This window comes from Prolixibacter denitrificans, from assembly GCF_003014495.1.
Classification (GTDB): Bacteria; Bacteroidota; Bacteroidia; order Bacteroidales; family Prolixibacteraceae; genus Prolixibacter; species Prolixibacter denitrificans.
Genome location: NZ_PYGC01000004.1, coordinates 382,649 through 396,496, shown reverse-complemented (window position 1 = coordinate 396,496; position 13,848 = coordinate 382,649). Strand labels below are relative to the sequence as shown.

Here is a 13,848-nt window from a genome sequence, read left to right as displayed (position 1 = left end):
TAGGGAAACCATTCAGTAAACAGGATATAGTGATGAAGAAAAAAGTGAATGTGGTGACCATGGGGTGCTCGAAGAATCTGGTCGATTCAGAACTGTTTCTGAACCAGCTTCAGCACAACGGGTATGATGTGGTGCATGATTCGAATGATACAGATGCCCGGATTGTGGCGGTGAATACGTGTGGGTTCATTCTGGATGCGAAAGAGGAATCGGTGGAAGCGATCATGAATTTTGTCGATGCCAAGAATAAAGGAATGGTCGACAAGCTCTTTGTTTTCGGATGTTTGTCTGCTCGCTACCGCGATGAGTTGATTAACGAAATTCCCGAAGTGGACGGGTTTTACGGGAAGTTCGAGGTAAAGAAAATGATTAGCGATTTGAAGGCTAATTATTATATGAGTCTCAGCAACGAACGGTATCTGACGACTCCGTCTCACTACGCTTTTCTGAAAATATCCGAAGGTTGCGATCGAACCTGTTCCTACTGTGCTATTCCCCGCATGACCGGAAAGCACATCTCCAAACCGATGGAGGATATAATTGAGGAAGCAACGCTGTTGGCTAAGAAAGGTGTGAAAGAGTTGCTCATCATTGCGCAGGATTTGTCCTTTTACGGAATGGACCGATACAAGAAAAGTATGCTCGACGAATTGCTGAACAAGCTGTCCGATATTCCTGGCATCGAATGGATAAAGCTGCATTACGCTTATCCGGCCGGTTTTCCTTACAAGATTCTTCCTGTGATGCGGGAGCAAAAAAATATGGCGCGCTATCTCGACATTGCGCTGCAGCATTCCAGCAACCATATGCTGAAAATTATGCGCCGGAATATCACCAGGGAAAAAACGATTGAACTGTTAAACCGTATCCGGAAAGAGGTTCCCGGTATTCATATCCGCACGACGATGCTGGTGGGACATCCCGGCGAGACGGAAGAGGATTTTGAAGATCTGAAGGCGTTTGTTCGTGAGATGCGCTTCGAGCGGTTAGGTGTTTTCCCTTATTCTTTCGAAGAAGATACGTATGCAGGGGAAAACTACAAAGATGACGTTCCGCAGGAGGTAAAAGAAGCCCGGGCTGCCGAATTGATGCAAATACAGCAGGAAATTGCCGCTGAAATTACCGCTGAAAAAGTGGGAACAGAAATGAAAGTGCTCATCGACCGTAAGGACGAAGATTTTTACGTTGGGCGCACCGAATTCGACTCGCCCGAAGTGGATGGGGAAGTTTATATCGACAGCCAGGGTAAAGAACTGGAAGTCGGGAGCTTTTGCCAGGTGGAAATTACCCACACAAACGATTACGATCTCTACGGAGTTGTAAAATAAGAGACCCAATTGAAAAGGTATAAATATGCATATTTATACCTTTTTTGTTTCCCGTCTTTAGCCCTTTGGTTTATCACTTCTGACCTAAAGCATTAGAATTTAAGCTTTTTTAGTAAACATATTTGTCTGTTAGCTGTTCTGTTTAATGAGTTAATCACTAAAAATTTTAAGCTATGGATAAATTTGGATACGGACTTCTCGGAACATTTGTTATCGGAGCAGTCGTTGGAGCATCGGTAGGTTTGCTGTTTGCTCCGCAGAAAGGTGAAGACACCCGCAAATGGATTGGCGACAAACTGAACGACCTCGAAGGTGAAGTTGAAGCCATGGGTAGAAAGCTAAAAACGCAGGAATCAAAAGCTGAAGAGACATTAAACAAGAAAATTCAGGATCTGGAGAAACAGCTGGGTGACTTGTTGAAAAAGTCAAAAACAGCTGAATCCAAGTAACTTATCCGGCAGATAAAATTAAAGCTTATGAAAGATAGCCTGACAGAAGACACCGAAAAGCTGAGCCAAAACCTGAAAGAGTACGTTTCGGCCAGAATAGAATTACAAAAGCTGACATTGGTGGAAGAAAGCACGCGGGTATTGTCGCGGTTTTTCTCGACGACAATTGTCTGGCTGCTGGGTGTTCTGGTACTGTTTTTTGCTTCTATCGGATTAGCTATTCTTATCGGTCAGTGGCTTCAAAATCTGGCTCTTGGATTTCTTATTCTGGCCGCAGGCCTGTTGGTTTTTGGACTACTGTTTTACTTGTTAAGCAAGAAGTGGATAGAACGATCGGTTTTATCCAATATTTACAACATGGTTTTCTCTCAGAAAAAAATGCAACAGGATGAAGATGAAGAAGAATAGAACCATACGAAGTTTAAAAGATGTAGAGATGGAACGTCTCCGGATGGAGTACGAAGTATTAATGGCTGAACATCGGCTGAATATCAGTTGGTTATCTCTTCGTAATGAAATCAATCCTGAAAACATTGTTCGAAGCCTGGCGGCGAAGGCTTTGGTCCCGCTTATTGCAGGCCTTAGGCAATGGTTGTTAAACCGGAATAAATAGCATTTGATTCTTTATTAGATGAAGATAAGCAAGGGGGCACTTTACGATGCTCCCTTGTTTACTATTTACCCATCCTTATTCCCGAAAGATCGTGTGATGGTGCGGTTATACCCCGGTTAACAAATTTCACATCATTGATGGAATAAAACGCGTTGGGATTGTATTGTTTGATGATTTCGGCTACGTTGCTTAAATCGTTCCGCTTTACGATGCTGTAAATAACACTGACCCATTTTCCGGTAGCTCCTTCTGCATTGTGATGAGTAATACCATATCCTGCATTTTTCAGCGCATTAATTAATTTCGTCGAGTCTTTTCGGGTGATAATCTGAAGCTGTACAATACCTACAGCCAGCCTTTCCTCAATCATTAAACCAATGAAGTTACCGGCCGCAAAACCTCCGGCGTAAAATATGTAGCAGACCCAGTTGTCGAGGTTTTGCACAATCTTACTCATCGCCAATATCCAGATAAATACTTCGAAGAAGCCCAGTAGCGGAGCGAGATTCTTTTGCCCTTTCGACACCATCACAATACGAATGGTTCCTATGGTTACGTCCAAAATCCGGGCAAAGAATATTATTAGGGGAAGAACCAGGTAGTTGAACAGGTTCGAGTCCATGAAGGTAGCGTCCATCGGTTTGTTAGTTTTAGTTTTTCGGAAAAATATGAAAAAACCCGGGAAGTTGTCCCGGGTTGTATCTTTAAAACTCTGATTTAAAATGGAAGCTTAACTCCGGAAAATCACGTTGAGCCATATCCAATATAAATGGCGAATCGGCCATGAAGACGTCACGCCCGTGTTTGTCCTTGGCCATTTTGTTGTGTTTCCGTTTTTTGAAATCAGCCAGTTTCTCTTTGTCGTTACTTTCAATCCAGCAGGCTTTGTACATCGAAAGGTTTTCCCACCGACACTTCGCATTGTATTCGTGTTCCAGCCGGTATTCAATAACCTCAAACTGAAGAGCACCCACGGTTCCGATGATTTTTCGACCGTTCAACTCGCTGGTGAACAACTGTGCAACACCTTCGTCCATCAACTGGTCAACACCTTTGTTTAGCTGCTTGGATTTCATCGGGTCGGCATTTTCAATGTATCGGAAGATTTCAGGTGAGAATGAAGGAATGCCTTTGAAATGCAAATCTTCACCTTCGGTAATGGTATCACCGATGATGAAATTGCCCGTATCGGGAATACCTACAATATCACCGGGATAGGCTTCTTCGATAATCTCTTTCTTTGAAGCCATGAAAGCAGTCGGACTGGAATACTTGAAATTCTTTCCCAACCGCATGTGTTTGTAGTTGGTATTCCGTTTGAATGTACCTGAGCATATTTTCACGAAAGCGATACGGCTACGGTGATTCGGGTCGATGTTGGCGTGAATCTTAAACACGAAGCCGGTAAATTTCTCCTCCGTGGGGTCCACGTTACGCTCTTCTGCATCTTTTGGGCGTGGATGCGGAGCGATGCGTACGAATGTGTTCAGTAACTCATGTACACCGAAGTTATACAAGGCACTTCCGAAGAAAACCGGCGCCAAATCACCGGCACGGTAATCTTCTACATTAAATTCAGGGTACACGCCTTCTACCAACTCCAACTCTTCACGCAATACATCGGCATCGTTTCCAATGTAATTTTCCAAATCCGAAGAATCGAGATCTTCAAAGCTAATGCCTTCTTCAATCTCTGTAATACTGGGATTGAAAAGTCTCAGGTTCTTGTCGAAGATGTTGTAAACTCCCTTGAAATCGGGACCGTTGTTGATGGGCCAGCTCAGTGGACGAACCTTGATTTTCAGTTGTTCTTCAATTTCGTCCAGCAGGTCGAAAGAGTCCTTTGTTGGGCGGTCCATTTTGTTGATAAAGACAATCACCGGCGTTTTGCGCATCCGGCAGACATTCATCAGCTTTTCGGTCTGCGGCTCAACACCTTTGGCAGCATCAATTACAATAATCACGCTATCGACAGCAGTCAACGTACGGAACGTGTCTTCCTGGAAATCCTGGTGACCGGGCGTATCCAAAATGTTGACTTTGTACCCCTCGTATTCGAACCCCATTACCGAGGTAGCCACGGAAATTCCACGCTGACGTTCAATTTCCATGAAGTCAGACGTAGCACTCTTCTTGATTTTATTGCTTTTTACCGCTCCTGCCGTATGAATGGCACCACCAAAAAGCAACAGCTTCTCGGTCAATGTGGTTTTACCAGCATCCGGGTGACTCACAATTCCAAAGGTCCTGCGGCGTTTAATTTCTTCCTTAAAACCCATAACTAACTTTTGAGTGGGCAAAGATAGCCTTTTTCGGACATCAGAGAAACCATGTGTCATGAAAACAAATGGGTTACCAGAAGCCTGTTCTGGGTTTGTTTATAGGCTCCTTTATTTGGGAATCAGGCTGGTTGGTAAAAGTTGAGAGCGATGGTTCCTCCTGCGAAGTTCCGGGAAGAATGATGTTTCATGGGGAGGCCATCGATAATACTGGTCAATTCGCCGTTCCTCCTGTAATATCGGAAATTACGGTAATGGTCGCCACCAACCATGAATTCAGCGAACGAAACTGCTTTGTCGGCAATCCATTTTCGGTTTTCGGTAAAGTGATAGTCAACGATGATTAAATAGCCATCGGGTTTTACCACACGAAGCATTTCCTTCAGAATAAGACGACCTTCTTCCGGGCTTTTCTCGTGCAATGCCAGTGAAATCATTGCTGCCTGGTATTGCTGGTCGCGAAAGGGTAATGCGGTGGCATCGGCTTGGATGTATTCGATCCCGGACGATTTCTTACGAGCGACTCTCAGCATGCCATCCGAACGGTCGACTCCTGTGCACCTAATTCCTTTCGTAGCAAGCCGACGAAGTTGGCTACCGGTTCCGCAGCCGACATCCAGTATGTTTTCGATTTTTAAATTGACAAGTGATTCTGTTAAGTTTTCTCTCAGTCCGGTTAAAACCGGTTCCACTAAGGGATCATAAATTCGGGCAAACCAATACGACTCCATTCTTCACGATTTCATTTCTTCAAAAATTTCTTCCAGCACATTTAGCGGAAATTCTTCCGGATGCGTGTAGCGAATACAACTACGTCCGATGCTGGCATTGGCAAAACGGTCACGGTATTTCTCAATTTTTCGTCCGTCAAACAAATAAAACGTCAGGTACTTTTTTTGTGAGGCCATGGCGCAAAACGGCTTGTAAGTGGGCATTCCGTATTCCATTGTCTCTTCGATGTCAGGGAAATACTTTTGAATCATTAAACGAATTTTGGCAATAACCTGTGCCCGTTCTTCGGGAATCATCGTCAGATACTCATCAACGTTAATGGCTTCTGTTTTCATGACGTTCGTATTAGTGTTTGACTTATGTGCGGCCGATGTACCAAATTAACAAAATATCATGATATGTGACTGTTTTAATTTATGAAACATATATGAGTGGGACATAGTTCGGATGCTGTTGGGCATCCATATCGCGGGGAAAGAGCATAAAAAAGAGGAGAGTGGCCTCTCCTCTGTATATTTTAGTTGGTTTGAATCGTTTGGGATGATCGAATCGTTTGACTAATCATCGTCCTCCTCGTCGTAGAAATCTTCTTCGTCATCATCATACCGATTATAACTTTTAATTTCTTCCCAATCTTCCAGATCCTCATTCAGTTCTTCTTCGCTCAAAAGAAATGCGTTTTTCTCTTTTCTGCGAATCTTTTTTGGGCGGAGTGAATCATCTCTGCCATCCATTACATCCCGGTTCTTTTTAAAATTCTTTTTTTTCATAACGTGATGATTAATATCCGTTTCGGTTTACGATATTGGAATAAATCTATCAAATTTTGATATTAATTTCAATTTTAAACTACATGTAAATCAAGGAAAAGTATGTTTTTCTTCAACTCAATCCGGTTGGACATCGTGTGGTTGTATTCCGCTATTGGCGGAATATCGCCTTTTCATCGTTTGGCGGTTTTTGGCTGTGGATGCTTATTTCTTCTCTTAATTTTTAATTTGTTGGTTGTTAGAGTTTTGTATTCTTGTGTGCGACTAAGTTTATTTATCGGTAATTATACAAATCTTTTTAATTAGTTTGCAACCATAAAACGAAAAATTGATCGTTTATTTCAATGTAACGCTCTCTATCATAACGAAAAGAATCTTTATACATTATATGCGACGCCTATTTTTTATGCTATTTTTTGCTTTGTGCTTTTCTGTTCAGGGGGTGGGACAATCGCAGAAAAACGTAGATCCCCGGCTTCAGCGGGAGTTTAACGAAGCAAAACAACTGTTTCAGCAAGGAAAAAGCAACGAAGCTATTAACAAGCTTCAGCATGTTCTGCGGCTGGATGAGCATTTCGCCTTGGCGCATTTCGCCCTGGCTGATATCTACCATTGGAAGAAGAAATCGGAGCAGGAGGAGATACATCTAAAAGCGGGTTTGAAGACGGACTCGCTCAGTTATCCTCAGGGCTTTTACTTTTTGGCTTCACTCCAATATAAAAAGGGCGTGTACGACTCGGCTGTTGTCAATCTAAAACGGTATTTCAGGCTTTCGCCGAAGAAGGAAAATGATGCGAAGCATTTGCTGAAAGCAGCCGAATTTGCCAGCTACGCAATAAAGCACTCGGTTCCGTTTCACCCGGAAAATCTCGGTCCGAATATCAATACGAAGGAAAATGAATATTGGCCCAGTTTGAATGCGGAGGCAAATCAGCTTGTTTTTACGCGCTTGATAACGGTTGATTCTACCGGGAGGCCGTTGCGTTTTCCACAGGAGGATTTCTATTCATCACATCTTGATAGTACCGGTTGGTCAGTTGCCAGGGCCTTGGGGCCGCCCGTGAACACGCCGGATAATGAGGGAGCACAGTGCATTTCAGCTAGCGGGAATTTATTATTTTTCACCGCTTGCAACCGAAAGGACGGTTATGGTAGTTGCGATATTTATTTTACCATGAAGCGTAACGGGAAATGGATGAAGCCGCTCAACCTGATGGCACCGGTGAACACAAAAGGCTGGGAGTCTCAGCCATCGGTCACAGCTGACGGTCGCTATCTTTATTTTGCCAGCAATCGCAAAGGAGGGAAGGGGAAAATGGATATCTGGCGAGCTGAACGTACTAGTATCACCCCTTCGGGACTGCCGGTTTACGGAAAGGTGACCAACGTGGAAGCGGTTAACACGCCTGGCAATGAGTCGTCGCCTTTTATTCATGCCGATGGTAAAACGCTCTACTTTGCTTCGGATTACTGGCCTGGCCTGGGGGGAAATGATCTATTCGTTTCAAGAAATGGAGGCGATGGATTCTCGGTACCGGAAAATCTGGGTTACCCGATTAATACGAATGAGGACGATGAAGGCCTGATTGTCGATGTAACAGGTGAGAATGCCTATTTCGCCTCCAATCGGGAAGGGTATGGCGGAAAAGATATTTTTCATTTCGTTCTGCCCGAAGCATTGCGGCCTGATGCGGTTAGTTACGCAGCAGGAAAAGTGTTCGATGCTGAAACATCGCAGCCACTTTCACCTATGGTGCAAATTATTAATCTGAAGAATGATAGTGTTTTCGAAGAAACCCGGCCCGATGCGTTGAACGGGAAATTCCTCTTGTGCCTTCCGGCAGGAGAGAATTACGGATTAAATATAGAAACTCCTGGCTACCTGTTTTATTCCGAGCATTTTGATTTACGGGATTCGTATGAGAAATCGAAGCCATATCAGCTAGCAATTGCTTTGCAGCCTATAAAGGCTGGGAGTGTAACGACCCTTCGGAATGTGTTTTTCGATACCGATTCGGCAACGCTAAAGCCGGAGTCTTTCCCACAATTGAATCAGGTCGTGGCATTTATGAAGAAAAATCCGGAATGGATAGTGGAAATTTCGGGGCACACCGACAATACCGGAACAAAAGCTCATAACCTCGAGCTTTCAAAACAAAGGGCGAAGTCTGTTGTCAGCTTTTTGGAGGAAAAAGGTATTTCCGCTCAGCGATTGGTGGCGAAAGGCTATGGTGCCACTCAGCCGGTTGCCAGCAACACCACTGCCGACGGACGTGCTCGTAACCGTAGAACGGAATTTCGACTTCTGAAGAAAAACGAAGATAATCGATAATAAAAAAGCCGGAATCTCCGGCTTTCATTTATTGTAGTTGATTTAACTGTTCGAGCATGATGTCGGCCAGTCGGGATTTTCGTTCGATATGATCCAGAATTTCCCGAACAAATTGATTGTTTTCAAAGGTTCCTCTTACCACCTCAAAGTCTTGTGAACGTGTTTCTTCATTTCCGTCCGAACCGAAACCGGTTTGTGATTTTAGTGTGAATTCCTTCCTGGCATCGTCGTAAAGCATGCGGTCGAGTGAAACAACACTTTCTTTCCAGCGTTCTACCATTCCCTTGATGTCGCTGATGGTCATCTCGGAAATCGATTTTCCAAGCCTTTTTTCCAGTAGGTGAGAAGCCCACGTCCATTCATATTCGTAATAGTTGCTGTGGAGACGCGCAAACCATTCACGTGCTTCTGTTAACTCCGTGATTTCTCCTGCCTCAATCTTGTTCATCAGTGATGAAACCTCTTTTTTGGGAGCAATCAATCCGCCCAGGTCAATCCATTCTCCCTCACCGATTTCGGTACCAGGAGTGAGACGCTGACGCATCTCTTCTTCAGTTTTTATTCCCGAGTCCTTTAATCGGGTGATCACCGAGTTACCTAAAAACTTGGTGATTCCCATATTATACAATTGCCAACCTTTCTGAAGCGAGGAGTTCTTGATAATGGTTGAACTGTAGGAGTAGGTCTGGGATGTTTTTCCTGAAATATTTTGTAAGTCTTCGAGAACCTGCTGGCCTCGCAACATCTTCTGAATGGTAAACGGGCTAAGCAGGTTGAAGTTAATAAAGTCGAGCATATCGGGGTCGGTTCGTCGGTCTCTTCGTGGCCATTTGATGGCGTCACGAATGGTACCAACGCTCCGGAGGTTGATTCCAGGCATCAGGTAACTCTCGTCTTTGTTCTCGATCATATAGGAGAAAGGTAAATCCGACGTATCAGAATTCTTGTAGTGACGTCCCATAACTAAAGTGAAGGGACCGATTTTAGCGGGCCACAATAAGTAAGAGTCACTGGCTGTTTTCGAACCGCGTTGTACAATACCGTGGTGAATCGGCCCAAGTTTGTACATGTGGTTACTTTGGTTCGAACCGGAACCTGCATTCAGAAATGAGAACATTCCGGCAATCAACAAAGTCGATTTATGGTGGGTGACGGTGTATGGGCCGGCAAATATGGAGCATGCTTCCCCGTGAAAACCCTGGCAGTTGGCAAAGAACAGCGAGTTCTCAGCCGAGTATTGTTTGCTTAACTGGCAGCCCTGCCCGATGAAGCAATTTTCTACAATGGCTCCGTCGGAGATTTCAGAACCGGAACTGACGATAAAATTGCGGCCAATAACTCCGGCTCCCAAAACAACGGGTGATTCCATTTTGCTGTTTAGGGTCGCATTCTCCAGCCGGTGAACGCCTTCCGCCAGTGTGTAAGGGCCAAAATATACATTGATAATGGAGTGACAATTCAGTATTCGCGTGCCTTTTCCAATGAATCCTCTTTCCGCCCGGCGACTCTCGGCATATTGTTCCACCCAGGCAAATAGTTTTTCCTGTAAATCGCGTCGGTGACGATAGAGTGTCATCATGTATGCGAGGTGTGCCGAAAGATGGTCGTAAATCGGGATTGAGCGTCCGCCGGATTCATCGAGAACAGCCACCATCGTACCGTTACCAAAAGTAGAAGATTCGGTTACGACAACCTGGTCGGTATTTTTAATCACTACATCTTCTTCAATGTCGTAATTGGCGATAAGATGTTGTACGCCGCGAATGAGCACATTATCGCCGATGGTGCAGTTGTGCAATGAGGCATCGTATATCCCGGTCGGTTTTTCTATTCCGTTGAAAAACTTAATTTTTTTGTCGAAGCGGCCCAGTACGTTGGTCCCATAAAAGTGCACGTTTCGGAGGTTTCGGATATCGAAATCATGTGGAACAGTAATCTGATTCCAGTCTTCCGCCGTGCAATGTCGTTGTTCCAGTTTTTCAATTTCATCGGATGTCAGTTTTCTGTTGGTGTGAGCCATTTCAAATTTTTTTTAATACTGAAAGGTAATCATGATGGGAACCTTCTATCATATCGACTACCTGTAATTTATTTTTTTGCGCTGTCAATGTGAGTGTTTCCTGGTCAACAAAAAGCCAATTGAAAGGAATGCCTTCTACATCCCGGTAACTTAAACGGTACTCAACCTGTCCATAGTATTTGTCTGAATTTAAATCTATCCAGGCTTCACCGTTTTCGTCGGTAAACAGATGGAGTAAATCAGCTGAATCAGCCAAAATTTGTCCGCCAGGTTTGAGTAATGTGCCCAGATGATTTAGTAAAAGATCAAGTCCTTGTGGTGTGCCAGAAATTCCCAGTCCATTCATTAACAGTAAAATGGTGTCGAATTGTTCGTCCTTCATCTGCATGACATCGAGTAAACGAACATCCTGAACGCCTCTTTCTTTCATCGTTTGGCAGGCAAAAGGAGAAATATCCAGGGCGGTTACTTTTAATCCTTTTTCCTGAAGCCAAAGTGCATGTGAACCGGCACCGGCACCTACGTCAAGTACGTGGCCGATGGTTTTATCCAGTGCCGATTGCTCAATCTCCGGCATCTGGTCGAAATCTCTGAAAAGATAGGCGGGGGATAACTCCTCGTCTTCCGCAATGTCTGTCTTTACTGTAATTTGATGGTCTTTGGCAGCTGTGTAATAATCCCATATGGCAGCTCCCATCGGATCATGTTCTCTGGTTAAAACTCCCATGGTATACGATTGACCCCGCAAAGTAAGAAAATTACCTATACAGTTACTGCGGTGCTCTCGTATTTATAGAAGACATTTTCCCGTTCCGAAAAGAAATATAGTCCTTTATAGTCTCCCGATGGGATGATAACATTTTGAATATTACCCAACAAGCGATAAATCGCTTTAATCTGGTCGAGGTTCACCTTTTCGTGGTGTAACCAGAATTTTGCATCAAAATCGGAGAGATGAAGAGTCTTTCCACTCCGGGAGGACTGGAGGATGTATTCCTTAATATGGGCATAATTTATTTTACGGAAATGCTCCATTTTCGATCTATTTGAACTTAATTTACAAAAAGGGGCAGCGAGAAAAAAGTTTTGTTAATAAACGTTGAAAACTTTCTGACGAACGTACGGATCTGTTCATCGAATGAAAAATGGGAAAGACTATTTTAAAATATTATGTTCTATCTGAAATGGGCATTGTAATCCAAAAATGACTGCCTTTGCCTGGTTCACTGGTGACGCCGATTTTCCCTCCGTTTTTTTTGACAAATTCCTGACAAACAAGTAATCCAAGTCCTGAGCCTTCTTCGCTGTCGGTGCCTGTCTTTTTCAGGTGCCTGTCGATGCGGAATAATTTGCCCTGTTCTTCCGGTGTGAGTCCTACACCGGTATCAAATACCGAGATTTTAATAAAGTTGCTTTCGGGTTCCAGCTCCGATTTTACCCGGACAGCACCTCCTCTGGGAGTGAATTTGATTCCGTTGGTAATAAGGTTTTTTATTACCGTTTCCAGCATCAAGGCATCGGCATAAACCTGATGTTGTCGCCGAATGTCAAACGAAAGAAATATGTCCTTTTGGTGAGCTTGGGTGATGGTATTCTCGTACAACTCCTCTGCAAATTCACTCAGATTGATGTATTCCGGATTGTATTCAATTTGGTTGGTCTGTGTGCGGGCCCATGCCAACAGGTTTTCGAGCATCTGGAATATCTTAATACTGGTCTGGTTGATTTCGCCCGCAAAATTGACCCGCTCATGGTCCGTCAGTTTGGGATAATCTTCTTTTAATAAGAACGATAAACCCAGTAGTGCGTGAAAAGGATTCTTTAAATCGTGAGCAATGATGGAGAAGAACGTATCTTTTTCTGAATTCAGGGTACGCAACTCCTTGTTCATTTCCCGGTAGGCGTGGTTGAGATCCTCCAGTTCTGCTTTTTGAATTTCAATCTCTTTGTTCTTCGACTCAAGTAGCCGGTTAGCCTGTCGGTTTTCCAGAAAACGATTCAATAAAATGATTAGAATGATAAGAAAGATGCCGGCCAGACCATAGGCAATTTTGTTTTCCAGGATATTTCTTTTCAGCCTGCTTTCTTTCAGCTCATTTTCGAGTTTTAGATTCTGAACTTCACGGGCATTTTTTTCCGTTTCGTACTGTGTTTGTATTTTGGCCAACTGGTCTGCTTTCTCCTTGTTGAAGAGGCTGTCTTTCAGCTGGGTGTACATGACATGATACTTCAGCGCTTTTTTATACTCGTTTCTATCGTTATGGAACTCGTACAGGTTCTTATAGGTGTCCCTGATGAGCAACGGGAGATCGTGTTCTTTGGCAAGACTTAATGCTTCGAGGTAGTCTTTTTCAGCCTGATTATACAGCTTTAGTTTGGACATAGCTGTTCCCATTCCGTGCAGAACATAAGCTTCGCCCATAATGTCTCCCTCTTCTTTAAACAGCTCTTTTGCCTTGCGGAGATAGGGAAGCGAACGTTGATATTCGTTTTTCTTCTGAAAAATCATGCCCAGATTATGCAACACCGAAGCTTCCCGCGAAACCTGTCCCAGTCGGTGAAAAATGTCTTTTGCCCGGTTAAGGTATTGTGATGCGAGGTCGAGACTATCTCGGTCCATATTTAACAAGCCAATACCGTTTGAAATAATCGCGATGCTGGAGCTGTCTCCCAGTTCTTCTTCCACCGCCAATGCGTCGACATAATTTTTCATTGCCTTTGCATTGTCACCGGTTTCTTTTTGGATCATGGCGATATTGGTAAGCATATCAGCCATGTCGCTTTTTTGTTTGAGCTCAGAATAAAGATTGTAGGCATTGATAAATTCCTGAATTGCCTTGTTGAACTCTCCTGTATAATAATAAGTGAGGCCAATGCAGTTTTTGGTCTCGGCGCAAAGTGAAGTATCGCCTATCGTCTGAAACATACTGCATGCTTTTTCATAATAAGGGCGGGCCGTTTTAAAATCACTTTCGTAGTAATACGATTCTCCGATAACGTAATTTGCTTTGGCGATAAGCTTGGGATGATCCTTTTCTGTCTGTTCCAGCTTTGTTAGAGCTTCATTACAGAGAAAACGTGCCAATTCGGATTTGGCGGGTAGAAATGAAGTAGAGTTATTAATCAGTGTTTGGGCCTGTTCTGACTCAGACAGACCTTGTAACTTTTGTTTTAGCGTGTCGGGAACAGACAACGGCTGGCATTGAGCTGTCAGGCCGACAAAAAGGAAAATAACAGTTACAAAAACAGATTTGAGGCTCATTTAGCTCTGCTTGATTAGAGATACATCGTCAATACTCATCATAAAGTTAGTAAACTTTGAGGG

The 13,848-nt window shown here is 43.7% G+C and carries 14 protein-coding genes; 5 read left to right on the top strand and 9 right to left on the bottom strand.

The window, feature by feature from the left end; translation table 11 throughout:
* Nucleotides 1-32 precede the first annotated feature (32 nt).
* The 4 genes from rimO (at nucleotide 33) to CLV93_RS10700 (ending at nucleotide 2,390) form a co-directional block, all read left to right on the top strand.
* Entirely contained in the window at nucleotides 33-1,328 is a 1,296-nt protein-coding gene (gene rimO / locus CLV93_RS10715) for a 30S ribosomal protein S12 methylthiotransferase RimO (RefSeq protein WP_211297803.1), read from the top strand.
* 173 nt (nucleotides 1,329-1,501) lie between these two features.
* Nucleotides 1,502-1,777: a YtxH domain-containing protein gene (locus tag CLV93_RS10710; protein ID WP_106542186.1), complete on the top strand. Its 276-nt coding sequence runs from the start codon at nucleotides 1,502-1,504 to the stop codon at nucleotides 1,775-1,777.
* Nucleotides 1,778-1,804: 27 nt separating this feature from the next.
* A complete protein-coding gene (locus tag CLV93_RS10705; protein ID WP_106542185.1) occupies nucleotides 1,805-2,185 on the top strand; it encodes a phage holin family protein in 381 nt (126 codons plus the stop codon).
* Nucleotides 2,172-2,390, top strand: coding sequence for a hypothetical protein (locus CLV93_RS10700; RefSeq protein ID WP_146142005.1), 219 nt, complete (start codon nucleotides 2,172-2,174; stop codon nucleotides 2,388-2,390). Before CLV93_RS10705 ends, CLV93_RS10700 begins: the two co-directional genes overlap by 14 nt.
* Before the next feature lie 61 nt (nucleotides 2,391-2,451).
* On the opposite strand, the gene CLV93_RS10695 is transcribed toward CLV93_RS10700, so the two are convergent.
* The 5 genes from CLV93_RS10695 to CLV93_RS10675 all read right to left on the bottom strand — a co-directional run bounded on the left by CLV93_RS10695 (nucleotide 2,452) and on the right by CLV93_RS10675 (nucleotide 6,171).
* Nucleotides 2,452-3,027, bottom strand: a complete 576-nt coding sequence (locus CLV93_RS10695) for a DUF2179 domain-containing protein (RefSeq protein ID WP_246187228.1) — start codon at nucleotides 3,025-3,027, stop codon at nucleotides 2,452-2,454.
* Between the two features lie 67 nt (nucleotides 3,028-3,094).
* Nucleotides 3,095-4,669 (bottom strand): peptide chain release factor 3, encoded by a 1,575-nt coding sequence (locus tag CLV93_RS10690; RefSeq protein WP_106542183.1) that lies wholly within the window; start codon nucleotides 4,667-4,669, stop codon nucleotides 3,095-3,097.
* A 122-nt stretch (nucleotides 4,670-4,791) separates the two neighbouring features.
* Nucleotides 4,792-5,400, bottom strand: coding sequence for a class I SAM-dependent methyltransferase (locus CLV93_RS10685; RefSeq protein ID WP_106542182.1), 609 nt, complete (start codon nucleotides 5,398-5,400; stop codon nucleotides 4,792-4,794).
* A 3-nt stretch (nucleotides 5,401-5,403) separates the two neighbouring features.
* Entirely contained in the window at nucleotides 5,404-5,736 is a 333-nt protein-coding gene (locus tag CLV93_RS10680; RefSeq protein ID WP_106542181.1) for an iron chaperone, read from the bottom strand.
* A 222-nt stretch (nucleotides 5,737-5,958) separates the two neighbouring features.
* On the bottom strand, nucleotides 5,959-6,171 hold the full coding sequence (locus CLV93_RS10675) for a hypothetical protein (RefSeq protein ID WP_106542180.1): 213 nt from the start codon (nucleotides 6,169-6,171) through the stop codon (nucleotides 5,959-5,961).
* Between the two features lie 388 nt (nucleotides 6,172-6,559).
* Here CLV93_RS10675 and CLV93_RS10670 point away from each other — a divergent pair, with 388 nt between their 5' ends.
* Nucleotides 6,560-8,503: an OmpA family protein gene (locus CLV93_RS10670; protein ID WP_106542179.1), complete on the top strand. Its 1,944-nt coding sequence runs from the start codon at nucleotides 6,560-6,562 to the stop codon at nucleotides 8,501-8,503.
* Between the two features lie 28 nt (nucleotides 8,504-8,531).
* Here CLV93_RS10670 and CLV93_RS10665 read toward each other — a convergent pair whose 3' ends face one another.
* From CLV93_RS10665 to CLV93_RS10650, 4 genes are all read right to left on the bottom strand, one after another.
* Nucleotides 8,532-10,523: a DUF4954 family protein gene (locus CLV93_RS10665; RefSeq protein WP_106542178.1), complete on the bottom strand. Its 1,992-nt coding sequence runs from the start codon at nucleotides 10,521-10,523 to the stop codon at nucleotides 8,532-8,534.
* A gap of 1 nt (nucleotide 10,524) precedes the next feature.
* Complete coding sequence (locus tag CLV93_RS10660) at nucleotides 10,525-11,250, bottom strand: class I SAM-dependent methyltransferase (RefSeq protein ID WP_106542177.1); 726 nt, start codon at nucleotides 11,248-11,250, stop codon at nucleotides 10,525-10,527.
* A 35-nt stretch (nucleotides 11,251-11,285) separates the two neighbouring features.
* Nucleotides 11,286-11,558, bottom strand: coding sequence for a hypothetical protein (locus CLV93_RS10655; protein WP_106542176.1), 273 nt, complete (start codon nucleotides 11,556-11,558; stop codon nucleotides 11,286-11,288).
* Between the two features lie 133 nt (nucleotides 11,559-11,691).
* Nucleotides 11,692-13,785 carry an ATP-binding protein gene (locus CLV93_RS10650; RefSeq protein ID WP_106542175.1) on the bottom strand — a complete coding sequence of 698 codons (2,094 nt, stop codon included), beginning with the start codon at nucleotides 13,783-13,785 and terminating at the stop codon, nucleotides 11,692-11,694.
* Nucleotides 13,786-13,848 lie beyond the last annotated feature (63 nt).